The sequence below is a fragment of the Streptomyces nigrescens genome, assembly GCF_027626975.1.
In the GTDB taxonomy this organism is placed as follows: domain Bacteria; phylum Actinomycetota; class Actinomycetes; order Streptomycetales; family Streptomycetaceae; genus Streptomyces; species Streptomyces nigrescens.
In genome coordinates, this window is sequence record NZ_CP114203.1 from 471,653 (window position 1) to 497,692 (window position 26,040).

The following is a 26,040-nucleotide window of genomic DNA, read 5'->3' on the forward strand; positions in this document are numbered from 1 at the left end:
TCACACCGCATGGCTGGAACTCATACTTCCGTTCCTCCGACTACCTGGAACGGTACCGGCAGCGGGCCGGGCCACCTCACCTTCGAGCCGGGAGCCCCGCGTGTCCACTGAACAACGTCTCGCATCGAGCGACTCACCGGGCTCCCCGGACCCCACCCGCTCCGGGGAGGAGCGGACAGTACGGCGTACCGGGTGGGCCGCGCTGCGTCCGCTGGTGTTGCGGCTGCACTTCTACGCCGGGGTGCTGATCGCGCCCTTCCTTCTCGTCGCCGCGGTCACCGGGCTGCTGTACGCCTGTTCCTTCCAGGCGGAGAAGGTCGCCTACGCGCATGAGCTGACGGCGCCGGCCGGTACGGAGAAGCTGCCGCTGTCGCAGCAGGTCGCCGACGCCCGCAAGGCCCACCCCGAGGGCGAGATCGCCGCGGTACGCCCGGCGCCTCGGCCCGGGGACACCACCCGTGTCCTGCTCTCCGACGTACCTGGGGTCTCCGACGACCACCAGCTCGCGGTCTTCGTCGACCCCTACACCGGCAACGTCAGGGGGGCTCTGGAGACCTACGGTTCCACGGGCGCACTGCCCCTGCGCACCTGGCTCGATGCGCTCCATCGCGATCTGCACCTGGGCGAGGGTGGCCGGCTCTACAGCGAACTGGCCGCCAGCTGGCTCTGGGTGGTCGCCGGAGGCGGACTTGCGCTGTGGATCGGCCGTAGGCGCAAGAACCGCGGACTGCGGGCCCTCGCGCTGCCGGACCGCACCGCCACCGGCCGCCGCCGGACCCTGTCCTGGCACGGCGCGGTCGGCCTGTGGGCCGCGGTCGGCCTGATCTTCCTCTCCGCGACCGGTCTGACCTGGTCCGCGTACGCCGGGGCGAACATCGGCGACCTCCGGGAGGCCCTGGGTCAGGCCACCCCGACCGTCTCGACGGCCGTGACCAAGAGTGATGCCGGACATGACGGACATGGCAGCTCATCGGGGATGGCCGGAATGCCTGACATGCCGGGGATGGGCGGGACGAAGGAGAACCCGTCGAGCGGATCCGCGCCGTCGGACGTGGGCATCGACAAGGTGCTCCGAGCGGCCCGCGCCCAGGGGCTCTCCGATCCCGTCGAGGTCGGCCTGCCGACGGACGAGGGCACCGCCTACGTCGTCAAGCAGGTCCAGCGCAGCTGGCCCGAGAAGCAGGACGCCATCGCCGTGGACCCGGCCACGGGAAAGGTGACCGACGTCTCGCGCTTCGCCGACCACCCCGTCCTGGCCAAGCTCACCCGCTACGGCATCGACCTGCACACCGGCACTCTTTTCGGCATCGCCAACCAGATCGCCCTGGCCGCGCTCGCCCTCGCCCTGATCTTCCTGATCCTCTGGGGCTACCGGATGTGGTGGCAGCGGCGCCCCACCCGCGACCGCGCCCTGTCCTTCGGGCGTCCGATGCCGCGCGGCGCATGGCGGCAGGTGCCGCTGCCCGTCCTCATTCCGCTCGTGCTCGCCGTAGGGGCGATGGGCTGGCTGGTACCACTGCTCGGCATTTCACTGGTCGCGTTCCTGGCCGTGGACATCGCCCTCGGCGCGCTCGCACGCCGTCGCCGCGTATCCGCCACCGCCGGGGACTGACGGCCCTTACGTCCTGGTCGTGGCGGTGGCGCTCGATTGCGGTGGTCTGCGGGCGATGACCCACGGCGCGGTCACGCGTCGCGCATCTCCGCCAGCCGGAAGGGCCCCGCCGCGCCAGGGCCGTACATCACCGGCAAATTGCGCCCCAGAGGTACGACGACGAGCGGCTCGTCGCGGTACTCCTTGAGGAATTTCTCCAGGGGCTCCCAGATGAGGCTCCGGTACCCGGACTCGGTCCGCTGATGCTCAAAGGAGAGGGTCAGCGCGGAGTCCATGACGGTGACGCTCACGGAGTCCACCTCCAGCCACTCTCCACCGATCCAGGCCTCAAGCCTTACGTATGACATGACGCAAGGGTGCCCCGCGCCACACCCGGCTCGCAAACCACACGACGCCCTTGGCAACGAACGCCGCCCGGCCGGCGGCGCTCGCCGCACCGAAAGCCACCTTGCGGCACATCCCCGCAGGTCCGGGCTGGGAGCGCCGTGCCGGGGCCGGGGCCGGGGCCGGTGCGGGTGGCGTTTGCCGATCCGGTTGCGGATGCGGTTGCGGAAGATGCGCCGCGATGGGTCAGAGCGCAGCACGCCGCGTACGCCCGGTGCATACGCTGCCGCGCTCCAACAGCTGGTGGTCCGGCGAGAAATGCCCTGAGGACGGCCGCGGGCCCGGCCCATACTGGTGACGTTTCATCAGGCCGACGGACCGTACTTCACAGGCTGACCGCACTTCACAGGCCGACCCGCCCATGCCACCCACCAGCCGTGGCTCTCCCGCTCCGACGGGATCCTTCTCAGCCGGTCCACAGCGGCATGACTGTTCCCACCCTCACACGGAAAAGGACATGTGCCATGCGTCGTCTTCACTCGCTCGCCCTCGCCGCAACCGCCCTGGCTGCTGCCGCCTTCAGTACCGCACCCACTGCCCAGGCGACTCCCACGGCATCCGCCGGCCTGGCCGCCTACAACTGCAGCTCCGGATACTTCTGCATCTACAGCGACTGGAACGGCGGCGGAACCCGCTGCCAGTGGTCGCAGGCCAGCAAGGCGAACACCGCCGACGACTGTTCCTTCATTCAGCGGGGACAGAATGTGCGCTCCGTATGGAACAACACCGGGCACCGTGTGCAGTACTACACACAGACCAACTACCACGCACGCGTCGGCTCCACGCCCGCCCACGCCGGCGGCAACTTGCAGGGCAGCTACCAAATCCGCTCCTTCAAGCCCCAGTAGGAGGGCCCGGTCGCGGACATAGGCCCAACACCTGTACTCCGCGCCCCCGTTGCTGGGACCGTAAGGAGCTCACTACGAAGCACCGACCAGAAATCCTCCCCGCACCCGCGCGGGAGGATGGTCCGCCCCCATGCGACACCGCCGCACCACCCGGTGGCAGTGAGTCAAGGGGTCACGACAGCCCGCCAGGTTCCCAGCGCCCGGCGGTCTGCTCGTGGGCGATGCGTTCCCATTCCTTGGTGCCGCCGGGCAATGGCCAGGCCCAGGTGGGACGGAGGCCGGTGCGTGCTGCGTCGAGCCGGCGGATGAGTGCCGGCCCGGCGAATTCGGCGCCATCGGGGACGCCGGAACCATGGAGGACGCGCAGCTCGGCGAAACGCGTCAGTTCGGCCTCGTATGCCGCTACCGCGTGGCGGGTTTCGGTGTCTGCCTCGTCCTCGGGGACGGTCCGGTGGAGTTCCAGCAGTCCCGGGTCCACGGACTCGGCGATCGCCGCGGCGAGGCGGGCATGGCCGTCCAGGACGAGGTGGCAGTCCAGACCGCTGACCCACCAGAGCAGAACGGGCGGCAGAGTCCCGTCCAGGGCCTGCTTCCGGTAGGCCTTGACCCGGCTGTCGTCGGCGTCCGGCATGGGTCGCAGCGGAAAAATCTCCCATGAACCGTTGTGGAGGTACCAGTCGACGTACCCGTCCGGGTGGCCGTCGATGAGCATCGAGCTCCAGTACTCGGCGGGTGCGCGGCGTCCGTGGTTCCAGTGGCGCAACCGGGGATCGGGAGACAGTACCCAGCGGCCGTCGTGCAGGGGCGTCCCGGGCGACGTGGCCAGTAGTTCCGCGAAGCGATGGGCCCAGCGCTCGGCGGAGCCCCCGTACGCGCGAGTCGTCTGCGCACGCAGCGGTGGCACGGGGGACCGGTAGCGGTCCGTGCGGAAGAAGTCCACTCCGGAGGCGGGCGGGTGCACCGCACCGAGCAGTACCGGATCCCCTCCCTGGGTCAGCAGCAACCGGAGCGGCGCGGTCCGCAGACACAGATCCGGCCTGGGGCGCGCCCGGACATCCAGCGTCAGCCCGGCCCAGGCGCCGTCGGGATCGGTGAGGTTCGCACGCAACATCCTGGGACTGTAGACGGGGCGGACCGTCACCATGCGGCCGAGGGTGCCGTTGCTGCACGGCACCGCAGCAACATCGCGGCCCGCGCCGGGGCAGTGGCGAGTGTCGGCGACGCGTCCCTTCCAGCCGGCCGATGACGGCCACTCCGCGGCCCGGCGAGCCCGCGCCCGAGTGCCTCGGCCTTCCCTTCCAAAACCCGCCCGGACCCAGGCGCGCTCCGAAGGGTCCGGCCCCGGCGGGGGGGCGACGTAACATACCGGGAATTGTCCGCACGTCCGTTTGGTCGCCGCTATGTCGCCTGAGGTTGCCGGCCCCGCCACCGCGCCCGCTCCCCTGCCGGACCGGGCGCCGCCCGGCCCGGGCCCCCTGTTCCGGCTTCCTGGGCTTCCCTCGTGGTGGCGGCCGTGGGGCGCCACCGCTCTGGACGTGCTGATAGCCATGGGCTGTGCGTGGTTCGACGCACAGTTCCGCACCTCCTTCGTTGAGGAGCAGCTCCACAGCCCGCTCCCCCAAGGCTGGGCCGTAGGACTCACGGTCGTGGGCGCTCTGCTGCTGGTGCTGCGGCGCCGATTCCCCGCGGCGGTCACCGCGGCCATCACCTGCGGCCTCCTCCTGGGCACCGGATCCGTCCTGGCCACGGTGGTGGCGTTCTACTCACTGGCCCGGCACACACCGCGGGTGCGTACGGTGTTCGTCGCCGCGCCCGTCGGACTGTTGCTCGTTCTGGGCGTCGCCGTATTGCATCTGCGGCAGTACGCCCCGCACCACGGGACGGAGGTCACCCGGGAGCCGGTTCTCATCGCGCTCGTCGCTCTGACGGGCGTTGTGGTGCCCGTACTGACCGGCCTCTACCCGAGGGCTCCGCGGCAGCCCTGGTGGTGGGAGCACCGGAGCGCGATGCTGTTCGACGTCCTGCTCGTGCTGCTTTTCCCGCTCGCGAATCCGGTCGCGCTGGTGAGCGGTCTGAACGGCCCGGACGACGATCCACTGCTGGTGCCGGCTCCGGTGCTCGTCCTGCTCGTGATGGTGCAAGGGGTGGCGCTGATCTGGCGACGGCGCTATCCGGACGCGCTCGCCGCGGTCGCGGTGATCCTCATCCCTCTCGTGCTGCCGTCCTTCAGCATCCTCCCCGTCAGCCTCTACGCGCTGGCGAAGTACGGGGCGTCGCGGCGCAATCTCCTCCTCGGCTCCGGCGCGGCGGCGGTGGTCCTCGTCGCGTGGACCGTGGTCGCCACGGAGTTCGAGGCCGAGCAGTTCATTCCCTACTCGATCTTCCTCGTGGTGCCCTCCGTAGTGGTGCCGGTGCTGTTCGGCATGTACCGGGGTGCCAAGCGGAGCCTGATGGTGACCCTCCAGGACCGGGCGGACCGGCTGGAACGGGAGCAGCATCTCCTGGCTTCGCAGGCCCGGATGGAGGAGCGCACCCGTATTGCCCGGGAGATGCACGATGTGGTCTCCCACCGGGTGAGCCTGATGGTGGTCCACGCCGGGGCGCTGGAGGCCGGAGCCGGCGGCCCCGGGGTCGCCACGGACACCGGCCGGCTGATCGGGGACATGGGCCGGCAGGCGTTGAACGAGCTGCGCCAGGTGCTCGGGGTGCTGCGCCTGGACGACGGGGAGCAGCAGGTTCCGCTCTCCCCGCAGCCGACGCCGGAGGACCTCGCGACCCTCGTGGAGGAGTCACGGGCCGCCGGGATGCAGATCGCCTTCGACGTCATCGGCGAACCGTCGGCCACGGACTCCACGGTCCAGCCCACCCTGTACCGGGTGATCCAGGAAGGGCTGACCAATGCCCACAAGCACGCGGGCAACGTACCGGCCCGGGTGGAGGTGCGGTACCGCAAGGACACGGTGCGGGTGATCGTGGAGAACGAGGCCCCGGCCGGGCCGGTGCCCACCCTGCTGCCGAGCGGAGGACACGGTCTGGTGGGGCTGGGCGAGCGGGTGACCGTGCTCGGCGGCACCTTCGAGGCGGGGGCACTGGAGAACGGCGGCTTCCGGATCACCGCCACCGTCCCCCTCCGCTGAGCCCGGTTCCGCGCCGGATCCGCCACGCTAGGCGGTTCACCTGCGCGGATGCCCGCCCCGTAACACATGGGCGACGCGTCCGCAGGAGAAGGAACCCCTCCGGGTCCGCCTGGCCGAAGCCCTGCCCCCTCCCCCGATGAATTCGGTCGATATCGGGCAAGATTCCAGTATGGGTACTCAATATCCGGAACCGGATCCACGTGATGCGCCAGGCCTCGGGCCCGGCGGCGGGGTGCCGCCCGAGGAAACACCCGCGGGCGAGGGCAGCACCGGGGCAGAGACCGGTCCCCGCGACAAACAGACGCGCGGCTGGTCCACGGGCCCGGTCATCGTCCTCGGCATCATCGTCGTGCTCTGCGCGGCCTTCTTCATCGCTTATGCCGTGATCGTGGCGCTGTAACCGGACGGACGACATCGGCGGCGACCCGGCGGGCGGCAGCCGCCGCCGTGCCGATGAACCGTGTCGCCGATGCCGGTGAACCGCCCGCTTCGGCTCACTGCGACCTGGAGCATGCAGACGCGAAGGACGCGGGCGTGTTCTCCACGAGGCCGGGCGTGGCCGAGCGAGCGGTGGGGCGCACCTTCACGCAGCCCTCACGCAGCCCGCCCCGGGCGCCGCCGATGCCCCATGTCCTGCTCAGGTGCCGCGAGCGTTACAACAGACCGGCGATGCTCGGCGGCGCGAATACGTGACGGGCTCGGTGTTCCAGGACGAGCACGGCAGGCATCTGCCGCTTCTCGTCGAATGTGCACCTGTCGCATGACGGGTCGATCGCGGGGACGTCCGACGCATGGTGGGTGGCGATGTGCCGGGCGAGTCGGATCTGGGTGGACACCACCGTGTCGAGGGGGTCGTAGTCCACCCCCGGCTCACCCGCCTCGCGTGCGGCATCCACCACCTCAGGGGCGCGCTTCATCGCCTTGTACAGCTCGGTGCACTCGTGGCAGCTCCACATCCATGGAGGAGGCAGTGGCCACTCGTCGGCGCCGGGCACGTCACTGGAATCCATGCCCGTCACCGTAGCGACCTGTGGACCTCGCGGGGAGCAGATCAGCCGAATCCCCCTACTGGGCAGCAGTCTTGGCTGAACACCCTATTTCCGCACAACACACCTATGCCGTTTCCTGCGCCACGCTTTGAGCCCTCCCATACCCCGAGAGCTACCGCACCACCGCACCGACTGCAGCGCGCGTCACTTCACCCCTGCCAGGAGCGCCGGAACATCGGCGAACGCGGCGTCGGCGGCCTGGCCGCAGACCTTGCCGGCCGTTTCGCCGGCGAAGCTGAAGACGCCGGCCAGCTCAGGGCCGCGGCGTCCCCATATGACGAGGGGGCTGCCGCTGTCACCGAAGCACATGGTGGTGCCGCCGTCGGATATGTCACGGGCGCACAGGACCGACGCCTTGTCCACGACGGCGGGTGTCTGGGCGGCGCACTGCGCATGGGTGCGGACGGTGAGGTCGCCGCGCCGGAGTACGTCACCACGGATCTCCTTCCCCGGCTGGGAGGGGTCCGGTGCGGCCGTGGTGCCGTGACTGAAGAGGGATACGGGGGTGCCGGGAAGCGGCCGGTGGTGCGCGACGGGGAGCGGTTTGACGCCTCGGACAGGGGCGCTGAGGCGGATCTCTGCCATGTCGTAGGCAGCCGAGGAGAGTGCGACGTTGTCGGGGTCCACTGGGGAGGGCAACAGCTCGTATCGGGGGTGGGTGGTGACGCTGCGGATGTCGCGTACGGTGCCGGGGTCCTGCGACAGGACCGAGGACCCGATGTGGACCTCCGCCCGCCGGGTGTCCTGGCCGTCGAGGCAGTGGGCCGCCGTCAGGACCCGGTCGGGAGCTATGAGCGCACCGCCGCACGAGGCGCGTTGCAGCAGCGGGGCATCGCCCTTCACTGCCAGGGTCGCCAGCCAAGGAGCGGCGCCCCGCTGAGGCAACTGCGTACCCCCGGACATGGCGTGCACCGAGCCGGCCGTGCTCACGCTCAGCGCCACACCGACCAGGACCGCACCCAACACCGCCCCCGCACGCCTACCACGACCACGCCACACCGGTCGCCACTGCGCTTGCCCACGCACTTCGTTCCCCCATCTCTCGCATCCCGTCTCGGATGACATGAGTCGAAGTTAGCGACGAGGGCGGCAGGAGTAGTCAGACCACGGTCGCGTCAGTGGTCATCCTCCGGAGTGAGCATCCCCTGACCCACCGTCAGGGTCACTGCCGCGGGCTCCGCGACGGACCACGGGCGCCGGCCGGAGAACCGCTGGTGGGAGGAGTGGGTGACCACTAGGGGGTGTCTGATCATTGAGCTTGTGGTGAGTCGCGGTGAGCTGGGCTTGAGCTACTTCAGTCTCCCTGCGACCACGCCGCTGTGGGGAGTGACAGGTAGACGCCGAAGTCGCGGAGTCCAGTGGCGGTGCTGATGGCCGCGTGAAGCCCATCTACGCGTTCCTGGCGGTTGGCGGCCCTGCTCTCGAACCACTTTGACCTCACCTCGATGACCACGTCCAAGGCGCTACGGTCCAGCGGGCCCAGCCTCCGGAAGCGAATCTCCACATCGCCCGGCCGCAAGGCCCCGTCGTACGGTTCCTCGGGACACTCCACGGCCTTGGACACCAGGTGCGGCAGTAACGCCCCCAGTTCGCGGAGCTTCGATTCAGCGACACCCGGCGCACAGGTAACTTCCACGAGCGGCATCGGACCACTCTAGACTCGCTCCGGACAACTCCGGACAACGGTCACGTTCGGTGTTCGCGGAGCCGGAGCAGCGACCTGGTCGGACCGCTCAGGGAAGACCGCGCGGATGCCGCGGCGTCACAGGCCGAGCCGGTCCCGGGCACGGGAGCCGGACCGCTGCGCTCACCCCGTCAACTCCCCCAACAGCGCCCACGTGCGCCGTCGGTCGGCGTCCCCGGCAATTTCCGTTCCTGAGAACACGACTTCCGTCGCCCCGGCGTCCCGGTAGCGCCGTACCTCGGCGGCGACCGTCCGCTCGTCCCCGATCACGGCCACATCGGCGGCCCGTTTGCCGCCGGAGAGTCCGATGACCCGTGCGTAGGACGGGAACTGCTCGTAGAACGCGAGCTGTTCGGTGGCCTTCTCGCGCACGGCGTCGACGTCGTCGGTCACCACGCCGTGTACGAGTGCCACGATGCGGGGCGCCGGACGGCCGGCAGACTCCGCCGCTGCGGTGACGGCCGGGACGATGTGTTCCGCCAGGGCGCGCGGTCCGGCGAGATAGGGCAGGATCCCGTCCGCCAGCTGACCGCTGACGCGCAGTGCCTGTGGGCCCATCGCCGCGACGAGCAAGGGCACACCGGATTCCGCGCCCGGCACGCGCGCGGGGATAGGCGTGGTCGCGGTGAGCAGCTCGCCATGGAAGTCGGCGGTGCCGGTCTCCGTCAACTGCCGTAGAGCGGTGAGGAATTCCCGCAGTCGGGCGATGGGCCGTTCGTGCGGGATACCGAAGCCCGCCTCGGTCAGCAGCTTGGTGCCGAGGGCGAGTCCGAGGTGGTAGCGCCCGTGTGTGGCCGCCTGTGCGGTCTGGGCCTGACTGGAGATGAGCAACGGGTGGCGGCCGAAGACGGGGATCGCGGAGGTGCCCACGTGCAGACCCGGTACTGCGCGCCCGACGATCGCCGCGAGCTGCGGCGAGTCGGCGCCGAAGGTCTGGCCGAACCAGGCAGATCGCAGCCCGGCGGCCGCCGCCTCCTCGGCGAGTCGTACGGTGGCGTCGACCTGGTTGTCGGCGCCGGTGGCGTTGAGTGCTACTCCTACAGTCATGTCCGTTCAAACCACGGGCAGTTGGCCGCCATTCCGTTCCCATGTGACAGCTTCGTGTCAGCGGTGCGCAGCCGCTCGGCCGGCCGCTGCGCCGCCTCAGGCCCGTCGCTGGCTCAACCGCCAGTACTGGCGCCTCTTCTCGTCGCGTACGACGACCCCCATCCTGGCCAGCTTTTCGCGCAGCTCCCGAAGATCCCCGGAGGAACTCCTCTTGTCCAGCAGCTGCGCGCGGGCCTTCAGCAGTGCGTTGGCCCCCTGCGGCAGTCCCGGCATGTCCGACACCCAGCGCCGGAAGTCGTCCTTGTAGGGGTCCTCGTCCGCCCAGCTGTAGCCATGAGCCCTGAAGGCGTCGGCGACGCGCCGGGCATTCAGTTCGCAAGTCTCCCGGGCGAGTTCGTCCTTGTCGGCGTCCAGCAGAACGAGTTGTTTGCCGTCCAGGAATACCTGGACGACGCGGTCGCGCGCGAACTCCCGGTCCTTGGCTTTCCGGGTAAGGGTTGTCCGCTCGTTCGACACGGCGACGGAGAGCTCCTCGTGCTGGGCCATGAGCCCCACGGTCAGCCCCAGGGCCGCTCCGGCACACACCAGGCCCACAGTGAGCCAGGGCTCCGGAACCGAGGTCAGGAGCCTGGCCGGCCCTTGCATCGGCGCCAGGGCAGTGTCACCAGCCACTCCGCCAGGACCTCGACCAGCCAGCCCGCTCCGGCTCCCAGCAGTGCGAGGGCGAGGTGAACAAGCGCTGCCGACCAGGCGGGTTGCGCCAGGACCGTGGTTTTGTCCAACCGGACGTGGGGTGCGAGCCGGTCATCCATGGGTGTGTCCCCCTTCAGGAGTCTGTGTCGCCCAGGAGTCTGCGTCGCCGCGGCCGGGAGAAGCCGGCGCGGTGCGGCGCAAGAGCGGAAGCCAATCATAAACCGAGCGCGCGGTCTATTATTGGCTGATGCGAAGGAGCAGTTCAGCCATGTGGAAGGTCAGTCATAGGGTGAAGCCATGAGGACGATCGATCCGGCGAAACACGCAGCGCGGCGTCAGCACATCGTGCAGGCCGCGTGCGAGCTCTTCGCCACGCAGGGGTTCGAGCGCACCACGACGGCCCAGATCTGCAAGGCCGCCGGTATGAGCTCGGGAAACGTGTTCCATTACTTCCCCAACAAGCGCGCGATCTTCCTCGCCCTCCTCCAGGACGACAAGGACGACAAGACCGAGCGGCTGGCCCGGGCGACGGCCGGCGCCGACCCATGGGCCGCTCTCCTGGACGTCGTGGAGTTCCTGGCCGCACCCGCCGCGGAACCCCTGACGCCGCCGCTGGTGATGGAGGCCATGCTCCAGGCACACCGCGACCCCGAGCTCGCGGGACTCCTGAGCCAGGACAGCACCGACGAGCACTCCGTGATCACGGAACTGCTCACCAAGGCCGCCGCGGCCGGTCAGATCGACCCCGGCCTCGATCCGGACCACACCGCCTCGTGGGTCATGGCCCTCATCGCTTCGATGTACACCAGCGCGGCCACTGAGCCATCCTTCGACCCGGCCGGACAACTGCCCACCCTGCTCCTCATCGTGCAGCGCTTCCTGCGCGGCGAGCCATCTGAGCACCGGAGCAGCGCCGGCTGACACCTGGACCCGCGCCCTGCCGGTCCGCCCCTCCCCACCCGCAAAAGGACGACCTGACCCGTGAAGAAGAGTGCGATAGCCGGCGGCTGCATCCTCGGCCTCGTCGTGATCGCCTGCGCCTACAAAGGCGGCACCGCCACCAACGACCCGCTGACCCTCGCCGAGTACCGGAAGATCAAGGCCGGCAGCAGCGAGAAGACCCTGTTCGCCTACACCAATACCTGCCGGCAGAACAGCGAGTCCGAGCGCGCCCACGACTACCCGACCACCTGGACCTGCTATGGCGCCGACGGCAGCAGCAACGCCGTGTTCTTCTACTCGGAGGGTGAGATGTTCAGCAAGTCCCAGTCCGGGCTGATGTGAGGGACCGGGCCGACATGACGGCCGTGCGCCGCACGGCCGGCCCACCCCTCCCCCGCCGTGCACAACGCCCCTGATGCACACGGGAGTTGTGGTCCGGCGACGCCGACGGAGCGTCATGAGGCGGCGCCATAAGGCTTCCTTTAGGAAATGCAAAGCACCGTTATGAGGGTAAATCCCGTCGTAAATCGGGCGTCAGGCGATGTCACACGATGGGTCCGGACACGCTTTGACGGGCCACCTCGACATTACTACGTGTGGTAGTGGTGCTGAAACGCCAGGTAGTCGCGCACACATTCGGGATTGCACAGTCAGTGCAGCGAGCATTTCCGGCCGCACGCCGTCACACAGCTGGTTGCGGGTGGAGGAGCTCCGACCGGACGATCAGGCTCCCGCGTGTCGGCCGGCTGTGCACCGGCCGACCGGCACGCCCGTAGGCGAGGAGGTCCTGTGAACGACCAGACGAGTCTCAGCCCGGATGCGGCACGGCAGCTTGCCACCACCACCAAGACCAGCCCGCAGATGCGCGGCATCACCCCGCGCTATCTCCTTCGGGCTCTGCCCTGGGTGGATGTGGAAGCCGGTGTCTTCCGCGTCAACCGCCGCCGCACCTACGTCCTCGGCGACGATCGCATCAGCATCCACGCCGATGGCGGCTCGCCCCGCATCATCCCGGGAGACCTGCGGGAGTTGCCGTACCTCCGGGAGGCCGATGACGCACTGCTCTCCGAACTGGCGGGCGCCTTCACGGAAGTCAGCTTCGAGGCCGGACAGATGCTCGCGCAGGACGGCGATGCGCACGACAAGCTGTGGGTGATCGCCCAGGGCCGCGCCGAGAAGCGGGTGAGCGGCCGTTACGGCGAGGACGCCGTACTCGAAGTGATCGGCGACGGCCAGTTCTTCGATCTCGACGCCTGGACCCGCTCCGAGCCCCTGCCGTACCGCGTCCGGGCGCTCACTCCCGGCGTGGCACTGTGCGTCGAGCGCAGTGTGCTCGAGGGGCTGTGTGAACGCAACACGGCCGTGCGGGGAGCGATGGACGCCTACCTCTCGGCGGACGGAGTGCTGCCGGGCGCCGAGGTGCCAGTCGATCTCAGCTCCGGGCATGTAGGCGAACCCGACCTTCCCGCGACGTTTGTCGACTATGAAGACACGCCCCGCGAGTACCACATGAGCCTCGCCCAGACCGTGTTGCGCGTCCACACCAGGGTCTCCGACCTCTACAACGGGCCCATCGACCAGATCCGGGCCCAGTCCAACCTCACCGCGCACGCACTGCGCGAGCGGCAGGAGGCCTCGCTGCTCAACCACCCGCAGTTCGGTCTCTTCAACAATGTGGCCCCCGGGCAGCGGGTCCAGGCACGCACCGGTTCCCCGACCCCCGACGATCTGGACGAGCTGCTGACCCGGGTCTGGAAGCAGCCCGGCTTCTTCCTCGCGCACCCCAGGGCCATCGCCGCGTTCGGCCGGGAGTGTACGCGCCGGGGCGTGCCCCCGGTCATCGACAACCGGTTCGGCAGCCCCCTGCTGAGCTGGCGTGGAGTCCCGCTGCTCCCCTCCGACAAGGTGCGGTTCTCCGGCGGTGCGGGCATCGGCACCACCGAGATCCTGCTGATGCGGGTGGGCGAGGCCGAGCAGGGCGTGGTGGGTCTGCGTCCCGCGAAGGTCGAGGACGAGGTGGAACCCGGTCTGTCGATGCGGAACATGGGCGTCGACCAGAAGGGCATCACGTCCTACCTGATGACGGCGTACTTCAATACCGCGGTGCTGGTGGAGGACGCGCTCGCCGTGCTCCAGAACGTCGAGGTCTCCAACTACCATGACTACTCCTGACGTTGTCCGGGGTCTGTGGCCCGGGGCGCCGACTCCGAACCTCCTCGGCGACGGCCTGCTGTCGCCCGATCCGGCCACGGCCCCGCCCACGGATCCGACCGTCCCGGCCGGCCACCCCGCGCAGTTCACCGGACTCCCCGGTCAAACGGCCGCCTTCTCACCCGAGTTGGCGCGCCGCGACGTCCCGATCCTGCACCGGACCGTGAACGGGCATCCGCTGGTCTGGCTGGACAACGGAGCCACCACACAGAAGCCACGCCAGGTGATCGAGGCACTGGCCGGCTTCTACGGTTCCGCCAACTCCAATATCCACCGTGGTGCGCACACCATGGCCCGGGAGGCCACCGAGGCGTACGAGGCGGGCCGCTCGGCGGTCGCCCAGTTCCTGGGGGCACCCTCACCGGACGACATCGTCTTCGTACGCGGCACCACCGAGGCCATCAACCTCGTCGCCCAGAGCTGGGGGCGGGCCAACCTCGGCCCCGGGGACGACATCCTGGTGCCGGTGCTGGAGCACCATTCGAACATCGTGCCCTGGCAGTTGATCGCCCAGCAGACCCGGGCCCGGGTGGTACCCGTACCCCTGCAACCGGACGGGCAGATCGACCTCACCGCGTACGACGATCTGCTCTCCATGCGCACCCAGCTCGTCGCGCTCAGCCAGGCGTCGAATGTGCTGGGCACCGTCCCGCCGGTACGCGAGATGACCGCACTCGCCCACCGTTACGGGGCCAAGGTGCTGGTGGACGGGGCGCAGGCGGTGGCGCACTTCCCCGTCGATGTGCAGGACCTGGACGCCGACTTCTATGTGTTCTCCGGTCATAAGCTGTTCGCCCCCACGGGCATCGGCGCGCTGTATGCGAAGCCGGAGATCCTGCGGGACATGGCGCCGTGGCAAGGCGGCGGCAACATGATCGAGTCGGTCGACTTCACCCGTACCACCTATGCCCCCGTCCCTCACCTCCTGGAGGCCGGTACCGGACACATCTCCGGCGTGGTCGGTCTGCTGGCCGCACTGAACTGGCTGACCGCCTTCGACCGCGATGCCATCGCTGCCTACGAGACCTCACTGATGGCGTACGCACAGCAGGCGCTGGCCACGGTCCCAGGACTTGAGCTGCTGGGCTCCGCGCCCGACCGTATCGCCGTACTGACCTTCACCCTCGCCGGTCACGACCCGTCGGAGATCGCCGCCTGGCTGGACCGTGACGGCATCGCCATCCGGGCCGGGCACCACTGCGCCCAGCCGGCCCTGGCCCACTACGGCCTGGAGAGCGCGGCCCGTGCCTCGCTCGCGCTCTACAACACATCCGAGGAGGTGGACAAGCTGGTGGCCTCGCTGCAGCAGATGCAGCAGGCCGCCTGACGCTCCTGTCCGTCCGGCGTCGCCGACCGGCTACCGGTCGGCGGCGTCGGCGCGGGGTGTTTTCCGTTCCTGACGACCGGTGGCCTCGTGCACGGTTCATACTGGGCACCAGGCCGCATATGAGGGGGAACCGAAGCCATGACATGGTCGGGAGACGGGGTCCAGCCGCCGCAGCGGGTCGCTGATGTGTCGTCCGCGCGCTGGATCGAGGAGAACGTCGGCGGGTTCGACAGTGGTGTCCATGCCCTGCTGCCGGCCGGGTTCGAGGCCTACGTACGGTTGCTGCATCCCAGCGAGCCGTCGGACGGCCGGTTCGAGCGGTGGGCGCAGGTCGCCCAGCGGTCGGGCCGTGCGCTGCACCCTCTGGCGCGCTTCGAGGAGGTGGCCGGCCCGGGTGATGAACCACCGTGGCAGGGTTCGCTGCCCGAGCATGTGCTGGCCGCTCTGTGCCCGGTGCTGGCAGCGGAAACCGCCACGCCGCGGCAGTGCCTCTTCGGGCTCTGGGAAGGCTGGGGCTGGTCCGATGACAACGGGCCGATGGTGCAGTTGGCCGGACGCGCCTACTCGCTGTACGAGGGGCCGATCGAGGCGGCCATGGCCACGGGAGACCGGAGTGCGGGGGTCTTCTTTCCGCAGTCGCCGAACCTGTGGTGGCCACAGGACCGGGCCTGGTGCGTCGCCACGGACGTGGATCTCGACTCCACGTACATCGGTGGGTCCACCCGCCTGGCGCAGCAGCTGGCGGGCGCACCGGACATCGAGGTACTTCCGGCGGCGCTCTACGACCGGCTCGGCTGAGCCGCTCGTAGAGCACCTCTCATGACGTTTCCGGTCCGGGCGGTCAGCGCCTCCTGCAGGCGTTGATGCGGACCGTCGCGCTGGTGTGCTTCACCTGCTTGGTGTGCGGGGTGTACCCGGGCGGGAAGGTCACCACGCCGACGGAGTAGCCGGTGTAGTTCTGCCGCTTGATGCAGCGGCGCGCGGCGTTCTGGCTCACCTTGTTGCGTCCGGCGTTGACCTTGGCACCGCTCTGCTTGTACAGCGTTCCGTTCTTGTACAGGCCGACGCGGAGGGCCAACTGCGCGACCGACTTGGAGCACTTGATGTCGGCGGTGACGTTCACCCTGTGCCGGTTGTCGGCGTGGGCGTGGTGGGAGTAGTGCGGGAGGTGCGTGGTGATCTTGCAGGTGATCACGTCACCGCTGCGGGCGTCCACCGTGCGTACGGTGGTGGCACCGGTCGCGGTGTCAGGCCCCCCATCGGCCGTCGAAGCGCCGGCGGTCCCCACTCCCATGGTCAGTGCGAGCACACCGGTCAGCGCACCGGAAAGCAGCGTTCGCTGTACAGTCCTCATGAATCTCCCCCTGTGTAGCGCCCGTTGGGGCGCAATGCTGATGCACCGTCACCTCGCAGTGGCCGTTCCGAGGTCCGGCGCGCTGGCCACATAATTCCGCATCAGGGCGACGAGCGCAGGCATATTGCCCATATACCGCCGCGGGCGCGCTGCTCGGCACGGATCGCCCGTTTCATGGGAAACGGCATCCTCACTGCTGAAAGAGCTCCAGCACGCCCTGCGCACCGGCGGGGGAGATCATGATCTCCATGATGCCGGCGGATTCCTGTGCGGCGGCGGCGCCACGTTCGAACATCGCGGTCTCGTAGCTGCTGAGGGCGGCGGTCATGTCGTCGGGCGCGGCGGCGAGCGTGAGGGCGAGTTCGGTGGCGTCGAGCATGGCCATGTTGGCGCCCAGCCCTACGGGGGGCATCAGATGGGCGGCGTCGCCAAGGAGCGTGACGCCGGGGGTGCCGGGCCAGGTCAGGCCGACGGGCAGCATGGTGACCGGGCGGGGCACGACGGTGTCGTCGCACGCCTGGATCAGGGCGGTGAACTGCGGGGCCCAGCCGGCGTAGAGATCCGTCAGGGCCGCGCGGGCCCGGGCGGGTTCCGCGTACGGGATGCCGCACGTGGTGAGCCAGTCCTCGGGGGTGCGGAAGCTGAGGTATACGCGGACGCGGCCGTCGCCGTTGCGCTGGGCCGCCAGGCACCGGTTGGGGCCGATGGCCCAGTAGTTGCCGCGTCCGACCATGGCGGCGAGATCGGGGTGGGTCCGGTCGATGTCGGGGATCCCGCATTCGATCGAGTTGACACCGATGTGGCGGGGCACGGCGTCGGTCAGCAGCGGGCGGACCCGGGAGTGGGCACCGTCCGCGCCTATGAGCAGGTCACAGTCGGCGCTGGTGCCGTCGGCGAAGTGGATCCGGTGTCCGCCCTCGGGCAGGGCGGTGGCGTACCGGAATGTGTGTCCCCATATGACGGTCCGCTCGGGGAGGGAGTCGAGCAGGACGTTGCGCAGGTCGGCGCGGTCGACCTCGGGCCGGTCCAGTGGGGCGTCGTCGGGGGTGTCCTGCTGGAGCAGCACGGTGCCGGTGTGGTCGAGCAGGCGCAGGTCCTGTCCTTCGCGTCGGGCGATGGCGTGGAAGCGGTCCTCCAAACCAGCCTCGCGCATGGCCCGTTGCCCACTCTCCCGGTGCAGGTCGAGCATGCCGCCCTGGGTACGCGCGGAACGGGAGGCCTCGCCTTCATAGACGACAGCGTCGATGCCGTGTACGCGCAGGGTGCGGGCGAGGATCAGGCCACCGAGGCCCGCTCCGATGATGGCGATGCGCGGAGTGCGCGTCGTGATGCTCATGGTCTCTGCTTTCTCCGTGTGTGCAGTGGGGAGCGCCCGGAGCCGGGAGGGCGTGGGGCGCCCCTGCCCGGTTCGGAGAACGATCGATACAGCGCATCGCGACGATACACTGTATCGATCGGGGCGGCGTATCGTTATCCGCGCACTGCGGAGACCTGCGGAAGACGAGGCGTGATGGCAGAACGACGAGAGGCCGGCAGCGGCGAGCCCGCACTCATCTGGGAACGGCCCGAGCCGCCGAGCCGGCCGACGCCGAGCCCGCTGAGCAGGGAGCGGATCGTGCAGGCCGCCATCGGACTCGCCGACACGGACGGGCTGGAGTCGGTGTCGCTGCGCAAGGTCGCCGCCGCCCTCGACGCGGGCCCGATGAGGCTGTACCGCTACCTGTCCACCAAGGAGGAGTTGCTGGACCTCATGGTGGACGCGGTGTACGGCGAGATCCCCGCGCCCGAGCCGGCCGACGGGGACTGGCGCGGCACGCTGCGCTCCCTCGCCCACCACACCAGGCGGGCCGCTCTCCGGCACGAGTGGTTCGCCGACCTGCTCGCCGGGCGGCCGCACCTCGGCCCGCACGCGCTGGCCCACACCGAAGCCTCATTTGCCGCGCTGCACGGGGCTCCCGGATTCGACGACATCGACACGGTCTTGCCCGTCGTCGACGCGGTGAACGCCTACCTGGTCGGGGCGATCAGGAAGGAGATCTCCGTATTGCGCGCCGAACGCGTCACCGGCATGGACGAGGAGCAGTGGCAGCGGGCGGCCGCTCCCTATCTCAGCCGGGTGCTGGCCACGGGCCGTTATCCGACGCTGTCCAAAGTCGTCCAGGACGCGGCCCATCCCGACGCGGAGACCACCTTCGACGCCGGCCTCGACTACCTTCTTGACGGGATCGCCGCACGGATCGCCCGCTGAGGACCGCGGGCGATTGCCGCCGGCCCGATCCCTTTGCGCCCCGGCCGCACGCTCGGACGCGTCATCCGGGACCTGCTCATATCGAGCACCCCCTCACGAGCCCTGGGTGACCGAGCTGCGGTCGGCCGCCGCTGACCGCTCGGGGCGGCTCGTACGGTCCGCGGCGCGTGCGGTGAAAATGCCGATCGCGCAGAGGACGGCGAAGCCGAACAGCAGCCATCGCGCCGAGCCGAGCGTCGACGGCCCGCCCAGACCGACCAGGACACCGGCGACCGCCGTGCCGAACGCGGTGGACATCGTCGTCACGGTGGCGATCGCCGCGGCCGCCTGCCGGCCTTCCGCCGGGTCCGCGGCGGCCGCCATCGCGGCCACGGACAGGTGCGGGTAGGCGATCCCGATGCCCGATCCGGCGACGCACAACACCGGCACCCAGATGACCACCCACCAGATGGGCACGTTCTCACGCAGCAGCAGCCCCTGGACGAGGAAGCCGAGCGCAAGCAACACCGGGCCGAGGGTGCGCAGTCGGCGCACGGTGCGCTCCCGGACCGCCGATGAGCTGCCGATCTGGGTCAGAGACCACCCGAGGGAGACGGCCGCCCCGAAGAAACCGGCCACGAGTGGGGGCAGCCCGGCCAGTCGTTGGCCGAACAGCGGAACGAACGACTCGACCGCGACGCCGAAGGCGAGCAGACCGAGCGTCAGGTAGACCCACTTCAGCGCGGAACCCGCACGGTATGCCGCGCCGGGGAAGACCCGTCGCTCGCTGCGCCGCTCATGGGCGACGAATCCGACGACCAACAGCAGCGCCACCGCAAGGCCGGCTGCCCTCGCCACGATGTCGTGCAGGACGCCCGCCACACTGACGGCCGCGGTGGCGGCCATGACCAGCACCAGCGACACGACCGGCACCGGAGCCGCCGCGCCGTTGCATTCACCTCGGGGCAGCACACGGGGCACGGCCGCGCCGCACACCGCCGCGACCCCCGCCATCAGGACGAACGCCAGGCGCCACGAGCCGAATTGGGCGAAGAGACCACCGAGCGCCGGACCGACGAAGTTTCCGACGCCGTACATCGCCGACATCAGCGCATTGCCGCGGGTCCAGAGCCGACGTGGCAGCGCCGACCGGATGACGGCGAACCCCAGTCCGGACAGCAGCCCGGCACCGAGCCCTTGGAGACAGCGGCCCACCAGCAACACCGGCATCGTCGGACTCACCGCACAAGCCAGTGAGCCCACCAGGAACAGGGCGAACCCGACGAGGTAGGCACCGGCACTCCCCCATCGTGCGAGGAACCGGCTGACGAGCATCGTCGCGATCACCATGGCGACCAGGTAGAGCGTCATGTTCCACGCGTAGAAACTCTCGCCCCCGATATCGGCCACCGCGGTGGGCAACATGCTCGATGCCAGGTAGATATTGACCGCGCCGACGAGTACGCCGGCGGCCAGTACCACCGCGGCTCCGCGATACTCCGGGCCCAAAAGCTCCCGCCAGCGGGGCGGGGCGGCGAGGTCGGGAGTCCCCCGATCATCTCCACCAACTCCACCAGCGCGAGGGAGGTCGTCTTGCGTTGAGTTAGGGAGGTCGTCGTGCGTTGGGTTTCGGATGTGGTCGGTCTGACCGGCGCTTTCGACGGGCTCCGGCTCCACCGCAGGCCTCGGACCAGGCAGTTCGCTGTTGTCGGCAGTCATGACTTCAAGCGTTCCATTGAAGTGGGACCGGAGACTTTGTGCCGTATCTGGCCGTCGGGGCAGGGCCGATGGGCGGATAACCCTCAAACCGCGGGTTGAAGCCGCGGTAGTCCGGAAGGGAGCCATGGATGCCCAGAACGGCTGCGGGGGCGGCACCGGGGCCGGTGCGGGACCGGACCCGACCGTGGTCAGCAGGCGGTTTCGCGCTGTCGGCGCCATTCGGGGGCCAGGACCGACCAGACCTCCATGTCGTGGCGTACGCCCCGGTGCGGGTAGCTTTCCCGCTGCACTCCTTCGCGCACCATGCCGAGCCGCTTGGCGACATTGATGCTCGGGGTATTGGCCGAGGCCGCGATCCACTCCACGCGGTGCATCCCGCGCTCCTCGACGGCCCAATCGATGATTACCCGGGTCGCGCGCGTGATCAGCCCGCGCCCGACCGCCGACTCCTCCAGCCAGCAGCCGGCCTCGCAGCTGCCGAACGTGACGTCGAACGTCACGAACAAGACACCGCCGACGAGCACTCCATCACTCCAGATGCCGTAGAGACGGCCGCTGTCGGCCGCTGCCTTGTCCGCGTACATCTGCAGAAATGCCGTGGCGGACGCGAGGTCGGTGGCGCGGTCCGGCAGCGCGACGTATTGGCCGATGTACTCGCGGCCCCGGTCCATGTGCGCGAGGAACTCCCCGGCATGCCACGGCTCCAGCGGCCGCAGCTCGGCACCGTCGTCACCCAGCGATATCGCAAACACCCGGTTCCCCCTGCACGACACAACGCGTACTCGCCGGCCCTTTGCTGCACGAACCCGGCACGAGCGGCGCCGGCTCCGGCCGCTCGTGCACTGCGCCGGAATAGTCCCATACAGGTACGGCCATGAGCGTGCGGCGGAGGAATCGGCGGGGCGTTCCGCCATGCCCGTCGGCAGTGAAAGCACCGGCGTTGGGGGCCGTGTCCATGGGCCGCCAATGGGCCGTTCCCTGGGCCGTCGCCGTTATCCACAGGCAGAGCCGAATGTCAGTGGCGCATGGCACGATCCTCACATGTCTGCTGCTCCGTCGGTCATGCCGCCCGCCGATCCCCACAACTCCACCGTCTACCTGGACTGGGCGACACTCCATGCGCCCGCGGCGGAGGACGAGGCGCGCGCCCTGCTCGCGCTGATCCAGGAGAACGGCTTCGAGATTTACGAGAAGCCGGGCCGCTTCCTGGACCGGGTCAAGTACCGGGCGCGGGACCTCCCGGTGGAGCAGTTGCCGTGGTTCTGGGACATGACCGGGCATCGCATCGCCCGACGGCAGCCGCGTCATGCGGCGAAGGCCTACGGTCTGGCCCGCGCGGCGGAGGAGGAGCACGGCCTGCCGGTCGACGAGGTCTACCACCGCGAGAACACTCTGCTCTTCGCACGCTTCGGCGCCCTGCCCGCGACGGTGCCCGCCGTCCACCAGCGCCGGCTGCACGCCACACTCGAACCCCGCACCGCCCACCAGGAGTTCCTGCGGCTTCTGCAGGCCATCGCCGCCGGGGGCGCCGCGCTGCCGAAGGATGCGCACCGAAGGATCCAGGCATCGGGCAAGGCTGCCGGGCTGAGCGCGGAAGACGGCGCGCGGGCACTCGGCGACCTCCTCGCCGCCGCGAAGGGGACGCCTCTTCCGGACGGTCTGTTGGAGGGCGCCGCCCGGGTCTTCGCAACGGTGCCCCCGGAGCCGACGGTGCGCCAGGCGCTGGCCGAGCTGTTCCCGACCTCGGCCACCGACGGCGGCGCATGGCTGCGGCTGCTGGCGGCGACCGGTATCGACGAGGCCATGGCCGAAGGGCGGATCGTCCCGGCCGGCGGAGCGGCGGCATGGCTGAGCGACTTCGCCCGCCACTACTCCTTCCTGAAGACGGGCCGTGCCGTCCGGCGGCAGGCCATGCCACCGGAGCTGTTCGCCCTGGTGCCCCGCATGGCTTCTCGGATCAAGGCGGATGACACTCCGCTGTGCCTCCATCAGACACGGTTCCGGCGTCCCCGCTTCGACGCCGATCTCGTCGACCTGTGCCTGGCGAGCGGGCTGGCCGTGGTGGATCCGGGCCCTCGGGTCGAGTTGGAGTTCTGGGGGAAGGAGTCCCGGCGCGACATGCGGGCGCTCGCCGCCGATCCGGTGCTGGGAGTGCGGCTGGCCGGTACCCGCTATGCGCCGAAGCCCCCGCCCACGGGCGCGCGTCTGCCCCTGCGCGAGGGGGCGGATCCGGAGCTGCACGCACGGGTGACCCGACTGCTGGACGCCCTGGCGGAGGGCGGGCTGGGCGCGGCGCAGGAGGCGGTGGCGGAGCTGGACACCGTTCTGAGCCCGCCTGCGATCACGGCACTCGACGGCATCGACGCCGCGCTCAAGGACCTCGACGGCATCGGCCCACTGCTGCGCACCTTGCGCTCCGGTCTGCCGGAAGAGCTGGGCTGGCCTGCGCTGGACGATGCCCTCGCAGAGCTCAATGGCGCTGCGGGGGACGGGACTTGGCGGTCGGCGGCAGGGCGGTCGGAAGAGCCCGGGACATCCGGGGTAGCGCGGGCCGAGGTGGGTACGGCGGTGGCCGGTGTCACCTGCACCTGGCCGGTGCTGACCGTCTTCACCCGGGAACGGGCCATCGCCGTGGACTTCGCCGGGCGGCGCGGCGAGTGCACTTTCTCCCTCCCGGAGGACGGCGCGGTGCACTCCGTCTTCTACGTCGGCGGCAGCTTTCTGGTCGGCTGCTCCCCTGACGGTCACTCGACTTATGCGCGCAAGGCCTTCTGGGCCGACCGGCCCGAGGAGGTCTTCGAGCCCGCGGCGGCGCTCGGCATGGTCCCGTTCGGTGGCAGTACGGACGGCGCGCTCGGCTATCAGTTCGCCACCGCCGACGGCACCGGCCGGTACGACGGCGAACGGGTCCTGCGGCCAGGGGGACACGAGGGCATCGGCTACTTCGAGCAGCAGCTCAATGACGGTACCCGGCTGTGGAGTTCACGTCTCTTCGGCGGCGAGCGCGACAACGGCGCCTGGCGGGAGATCGACCCGGTGACCGGAGCGCGCACCGACCGGGCCGGTCTGCCGCCGTTCCTCGCCGCCGAGCCGCCCCAGGGCCTGGTCCGCACCCATGACCTGCAAACCCTCGCCCCGCTGCCGCCCGGTGCCCCCGCCTCTCCGCTGGGGCAGGCGGACGGGGTGTCCGGCTGCCGGGTGCTGCACTGGAAGCGCAGCGCGCCCCGGCGCTATCTGCTGGAGGGCGTCGACGGGCGGCGCGCCGAATTCCAGGTCACCCGCCAGGGAGAGGACCCCTGGGGCATCATCCGGCTTCCCGAAGGCGGCGCAGAAGCCGTGGTGACCGAGCACGACGCCATGCGCTGCTACTCCGCCGACGACAACTCCCTGCTGTGGCAGGTACGGGGATTCCCCCAGCCGAAACGCCGGGGCCGGTGGGCGGGCTCCGGGCAGGACGCGCCGATGTTCCCGCCGCCCGCCTTCTGGCACTTCCTGACCCCGCGCGACACCGCGTCCTCCGGCGCTCTGCGCACCGTCGGGGAGGATGCCGCGCGGGCCCTGCTGGAGACGGCCCGTACGGGCGATGAGGACGCCGTCCGCGCCGCATCCGCCCGTGTGCTGCCCGGAGTGACCCATCCGCGGATCCTCGACGGCGTGGTCCGTGCGGCGCGCGCCGCGGCCACGGTGGCCGAGCGCCGCGAGGTGATCTCCGGCCGTGTCGCGCTGATCGGGGCGGGCGCCCAGGTCCGCCCGGCGGGTGAGGTCGCCGATGTCGCGCTGTTCGCCGCCCTGCGCGAGCTGGTCAGGCCTTACGTCATGTCCTCCCGGCCCGGCACGCGGCCCGCGACCGTCACGGCGCTCGCCGCCGACGGGGAGTTTCTGCGCGGCCGGATCGACGACGGTGCCCGAAGGGTCAGCCCTCCGGCCCGGCCCCGGGACTGGGCAGTGCTGCTGGGCCACATCGACGCCGCGGCCTGGCGCTTCGCCGTCGAGACCACGGCAGCGGAGGACGTCACCGCGCTCGACGCCCTGCTGCGTACCTGGGCCGCTACACCGTTCGCCGAGCCCGGGGCCTGGCGGCTGGGCCGCGCCACCGGCGAGGCCCTGCGCCCGCTCTGCGCGGACGGGCGGGCCGTGGCCACCGGTATGGGAGACGGCCGCCAGCAGATCGCCCCGGATCCCAAGGCCCCTCTCGACCCGGCCGCCGAATACCGCTTCGTCCAGCCCGCATCCGCCCCCGTGCCCGAGGCTGCCACCGAGGTCCGCACCGTCACGGTCACCCGCGAGGACGCGGCCCGCCTGCGCGCTCTGCTGGACCTGCGCGCCGCTCGCGGCCCCGTCCGTATCACCCCCGAGGCGGTCGCTGCGTTCGTCGCGGGCACGGGCGTACGCCGGGCCGTCGCCGTCTGGGCCCTCGCCGGACTGCCCACCAAGAACGATGGACGCACCGGCACCCAGCGCATGCTGCGGGCCAAGCCGTATCAGGCGACGGTCCAGGTCGTCCGGGAGGCGGAGCATCTGGTCGCGCGCCTCGGGACGGACGGTCGGCGGCGCGTGCTGGCGGCCGGTCCGCCCGACGACCCGGCGGAGCTGTGGACACCCGGTGGCCCGGTCGCGGCTGCGGAGCGGATGGCGGCGGCATGGACGGCGCTCCTCGGCCGGCAACGCCAGGTCGACGAGGAGCTCAGCGCGGAGGTGGAACGCGAGCTGGGGCTCGACGATTCCTTCTCGTCGGAGCTGAGCGCGCCCGACGGCGGCAGCCTGCTGACCGAAGCCCTGCGGCATCTGATCGCCACCGATGAATACGGCTACCCGCATGTCTACCCTGCCGCCGCCGACGGCTCCCCCGGCAAATGGCCGTCGCGCACCATGCCCTACGCCGGGATCGCGTCCCTGCTGGTCTGGACACTGACCGAGCGTCCCGTGGGCGATCCCGCAACGGTAGGCGTACCGGCGCTCTGCGCCCGGCTGCGCGAGCGCCTCGACGCACCGGAACTCCTCGTCGATCTGCACAGCCATGCCCTCGACACCGATGTCGCCGGCGTCTTCGGGCCCGCACTCCATCCCGTGGCGGTCACCGGACCACTCCCCGACAGCCGGCGCCCGCCGGTGCTCTACGACCAGGGCCTGCTCATCGTCCAGGCGGAGACGTCCCTGTCGCAGGTCTTCCTCCGCCCTGCGGGCTTCTCCGAGCGCGGCCGGTACGAGTACGCGACCCGGATCTGCACGGACCTCGGCCACGGCGCGCTGGTCGCCGCGATCGACCGGATACGGATGCTGCGCGACGGCGTCGAAGCGCTGGCGGAGCGCGCCGCGCACACTCCCGTTCCGGCCGGCGGCTATGAGGCGAATCCGCTGCTGAGCGTGCCCGAACTGGTCGACGAGGCGGCCGCTGCACTCGCCGTCGGCCGCGACGCCGCCGCGCTCTACCTCCAGTTGCTCACCCTGGCCCGCCCCACCGACCGCAACATCCGCCGGTGGAACGGCTGGACGCAGACGCGGCACCGCACCGCGCAGGCGGAGCTCGTCGCCTGCCAGGCCGTGCTGGCGGACAAGCGCTCCCGCGCCGGCCGCTCGGTCTTCATTCCTGGCGGCTGGACGGACCTCAAGGCCCCACACCTGCCACTGGAGACCGCCAAGCTCGCGGCGTACGGCGCCATATCCACCGAACGGAGGGAAATACAGGCCCCGTTCACCCGCCTGTTGCCTCCGCGCCCCCTCCACATACTGTTCGCCGAGGCCTGGCAGTCCACCCGATGAACACCGGATCGCAGAGCCGGATCGCAGAGAAGGCCCGCCTCGGTGC

The 26,040-nt window shown here is 70.4% G+C and carries 22 protein-coding genes and 1 pseudogene; 11 read left to right on the forward strand and 12 right to left on the reverse strand.

Features of this window, described 5'->3' with window-relative positions:
* The first annotated feature begins 100 nt into the window (after window positions 1-100).
* Window positions 101-1,612: a PepSY-associated TM helix domain-containing protein gene (locus tag STRNI_RS02185; protein ID WP_277410402.1), complete on the forward strand. Its 1,512-nt coding sequence runs from the start codon at window positions 101-103 to the stop codon at window positions 1,610-1,612.
* Between the two features lie 71 nt (window positions 1,613-1,683).
* Here the strand turns inward: STRNI_RS02185 and STRNI_RS02190 are convergent, their stop codons facing one another.
* Window positions 1,684-1,959: a hypothetical protein gene (locus tag STRNI_RS02190; protein ID WP_018091464.1), complete on the reverse strand. Its 276-nt coding sequence runs from the start codon at window positions 1,957-1,959 to the stop codon at window positions 1,684-1,686.
* A gap of 501 nt (window positions 1,960-2,460) precedes the next feature.
* On the opposite strand from STRNI_RS02190, the gene STRNI_RS02195 reads away from it, so the two are divergent.
* Complete coding sequence (locus STRNI_RS02195; protein ID WP_159483705.1) at window positions 2,461-2,844, forward strand: peptidase inhibitor family I36 protein; 384 nt, start codon at window positions 2,461-2,463, stop codon at window positions 2,842-2,844.
* Between the two features lie 172 nt (window positions 2,845-3,016).
* Here STRNI_RS02195 and STRNI_RS02200 read toward each other — a convergent pair whose 3' ends face one another.
* Window positions 3,017-3,955 carry a hypothetical protein gene (locus tag STRNI_RS02200; RefSeq protein ID WP_159483707.1) on the reverse strand — a complete coding sequence of 313 codons (939 nt, stop codon included), beginning with the start codon at window positions 3,953-3,955 and terminating at the stop codon, window positions 3,017-3,019.
* Between the two features lie 289 nt (window positions 3,956-4,244).
* Here STRNI_RS02200 and STRNI_RS02205 point away from each other — a divergent pair, with 289 nt between their 5' ends.
* Together STRNI_RS02205 and STRNI_RS02210 are read left to right on the forward strand one after the other, a co-directional pair.
* Entirely contained in the window at window positions 4,245-5,981 is a 1,737-nt protein-coding gene (locus STRNI_RS02205; protein ID WP_277410403.1) for a sensor histidine kinase, read from the forward strand.
* Window positions 5,982-6,117: 136 nt separating this feature from the next.
* Window positions 6,118-6,381: a DUF6480 family protein gene (locus STRNI_RS02210; RefSeq protein ID WP_229838463.1), complete on the forward strand. Its 264-nt coding sequence runs from the start codon at window positions 6,118-6,120 to the stop codon at window positions 6,379-6,381.
* 253 nt (window positions 6,382-6,634) lie between these two features.
* On the opposite strand, the gene STRNI_RS02215 is transcribed toward STRNI_RS02210, so the two are convergent.
* From STRNI_RS02215 to STRNI_RS41515, 6 genes and pseudogenes are all read right to left on the reverse strand, one after another.
* The gene (locus STRNI_RS02215; protein WP_229838462.1) at window positions 6,635-6,991 is read right to left on the reverse strand and encodes a hypothetical protein; all 357 of its coding nucleotides are present in this window, start codon (window positions 6,989-6,991) and stop codon (window positions 6,635-6,637) included.
* A 183-nt stretch (window positions 6,992-7,174) separates the two neighbouring features.
* Entirely contained in the window at window positions 7,175-7,996 is an 822-nt protein-coding gene (locus STRNI_RS02220) for a S1 family peptidase (RefSeq protein ID WP_229838461.1), read from the reverse strand.
* Window positions 7,997-8,324: 328 nt separating this feature from the next.
* Window positions 8,325-8,675, reverse strand: a complete 351-nt coding sequence (locus STRNI_RS02225) for a hypothetical protein (RefSeq protein ID WP_018091471.1) — start codon at window positions 8,673-8,675, stop codon at window positions 8,325-8,327.
* Window positions 8,676-8,837: 162 nt separating this feature from the next.
* The gene (locus STRNI_RS02230) at window positions 8,838-9,761 is read right to left on the reverse strand and encodes an LLM class F420-dependent oxidoreductase (protein ID WP_277410404.1); all 924 of its coding nucleotides are present in this window, start codon (window positions 9,759-9,761) and stop codon (window positions 8,838-8,840) included.
* Window positions 9,762-9,857: 96 nt separating this feature from the next.
* Complete coding sequence (locus STRNI_RS41510) at window positions 9,858-10,034, reverse strand: CysS/YqeB C-terminal domain-containing protein (protein ID WP_420911227.1); 177 nt, start codon at window positions 10,032-10,034, stop codon at window positions 9,858-9,860.
* Window positions 10,035-10,139: 105 nt separating this feature from the next.
* Window positions 10,140-10,672, reverse strand: a pseudogene (locus tag STRNI_RS41515) (YqeB family protein); the annotation flags it as partial.
* Window positions 10,673-10,751: 79 nt separating this feature from the next.
* On the opposite strand from STRNI_RS41515, the gene STRNI_RS02245 reads away from it, so the two are divergent.
* From STRNI_RS02245 to STRNI_RS02265, 5 genes are all read left to right on the forward strand, one after another.
* Complete coding sequence (locus STRNI_RS02245) at window positions 10,752-11,375, forward strand: TetR/AcrR family transcriptional regulator (protein ID WP_018091474.1); 624 nt, start codon at window positions 10,752-10,754, stop codon at window positions 11,373-11,375.
* A gap of 60 nt (window positions 11,376-11,435) precedes the next feature.
* Window positions 11,436-11,738, forward strand: coding sequence for a hypothetical protein (locus STRNI_RS02250; protein WP_266440293.1), 303 nt, complete (start codon window positions 11,436-11,438; stop codon window positions 11,736-11,738).
* A 447-nt stretch (window positions 11,739-12,185) separates the two neighbouring features.
* Window positions 12,186-13,568 carry a family 2B encapsulin nanocompartment shell protein gene (locus STRNI_RS02255; RefSeq protein ID WP_277410407.1) on the forward strand — a complete coding sequence of 461 codons (1,383 nt, stop codon included), beginning with the start codon at window positions 12,186-12,188 and terminating at the stop codon, window positions 13,566-13,568.
* Window positions 13,555-14,934 carry a cysteine desulfurase gene (locus STRNI_RS02260; RefSeq protein ID WP_018091477.1) on the forward strand — a complete coding sequence of 460 codons (1,380 nt, stop codon included), beginning with the start codon at window positions 13,555-13,557 and terminating at the stop codon, window positions 14,932-14,934. The genes STRNI_RS02255 and STRNI_RS02260 overlap by 14 nt, the downstream gene beginning before the upstream one ends.
* Before the next feature lie 138 nt (window positions 14,935-15,072).
* Window positions 15,073-15,732, forward strand: coding sequence for a hypothetical protein (locus tag STRNI_RS02265; RefSeq protein ID WP_277410408.1), 660 nt, complete (start codon window positions 15,073-15,075; stop codon window positions 15,730-15,732).
* 43 nt (window positions 15,733-15,775) lie between these two features.
* On the opposite strand, the gene STRNI_RS02270 is transcribed toward STRNI_RS02265, so the two are convergent.
* Window positions 15,776-16,288: a hypothetical protein gene (locus tag STRNI_RS02270; RefSeq protein WP_018091479.1), complete on the reverse strand. Its 513-nt coding sequence runs from the start codon at window positions 16,286-16,288 to the stop codon at window positions 15,776-15,778.
* 190 nt (window positions 16,289-16,478) lie between these two features.
* Window positions 16,479-17,624, reverse strand: a complete 1,146-nt coding sequence (locus tag STRNI_RS02275) for an FAD-dependent oxidoreductase (RefSeq protein ID WP_277410409.1) — start codon at window positions 17,622-17,624, stop codon at window positions 16,479-16,481.
* Between the two features lie 174 nt (window positions 17,625-17,798).
* On the opposite strand from STRNI_RS02275, the gene STRNI_RS02280 reads away from it, so the two are divergent.
* Window positions 17,799-18,536: a TetR/AcrR family transcriptional regulator gene (locus STRNI_RS02280; RefSeq protein ID WP_187412912.1), complete on the forward strand. Its 738-nt coding sequence runs from the start codon at window positions 17,799-17,801 to the stop codon at window positions 18,534-18,536.
* Window positions 18,537-18,629: 93 nt separating this feature from the next.
* Here the strand turns inward: STRNI_RS02280 and STRNI_RS02285 are convergent, their stop codons facing one another.
* Together STRNI_RS02285 and STRNI_RS02290 are read right to left on the reverse strand one after the other, a co-directional pair.
* Complete coding sequence (locus STRNI_RS02285; protein ID WP_274740178.1) at window positions 18,630-19,997, reverse strand: MFS transporter; 1,368 nt, start codon at window positions 19,995-19,997, stop codon at window positions 18,630-18,632.
* 425 nt (window positions 19,998-20,422) lie between these two features.
* Entirely contained in the window at window positions 20,423-20,986 is a 564-nt protein-coding gene (locus STRNI_RS02290) for a GNAT family N-acetyltransferase (protein WP_159483722.1), read from the reverse strand.
* 289 nt (window positions 20,987-21,275) lie between these two features.
* Here STRNI_RS02290 and STRNI_RS02295 point away from each other — a divergent pair, with 289 nt between their 5' ends.
* Window positions 21,276-25,994, forward strand: a complete 4,719-nt coding sequence (locus tag STRNI_RS02295) for a hypothetical protein (protein WP_277410410.1) — start codon at window positions 21,276-21,278, stop codon at window positions 25,992-25,994.
* Window positions 25,995-26,040: the final 46 nt, after the last annotated feature.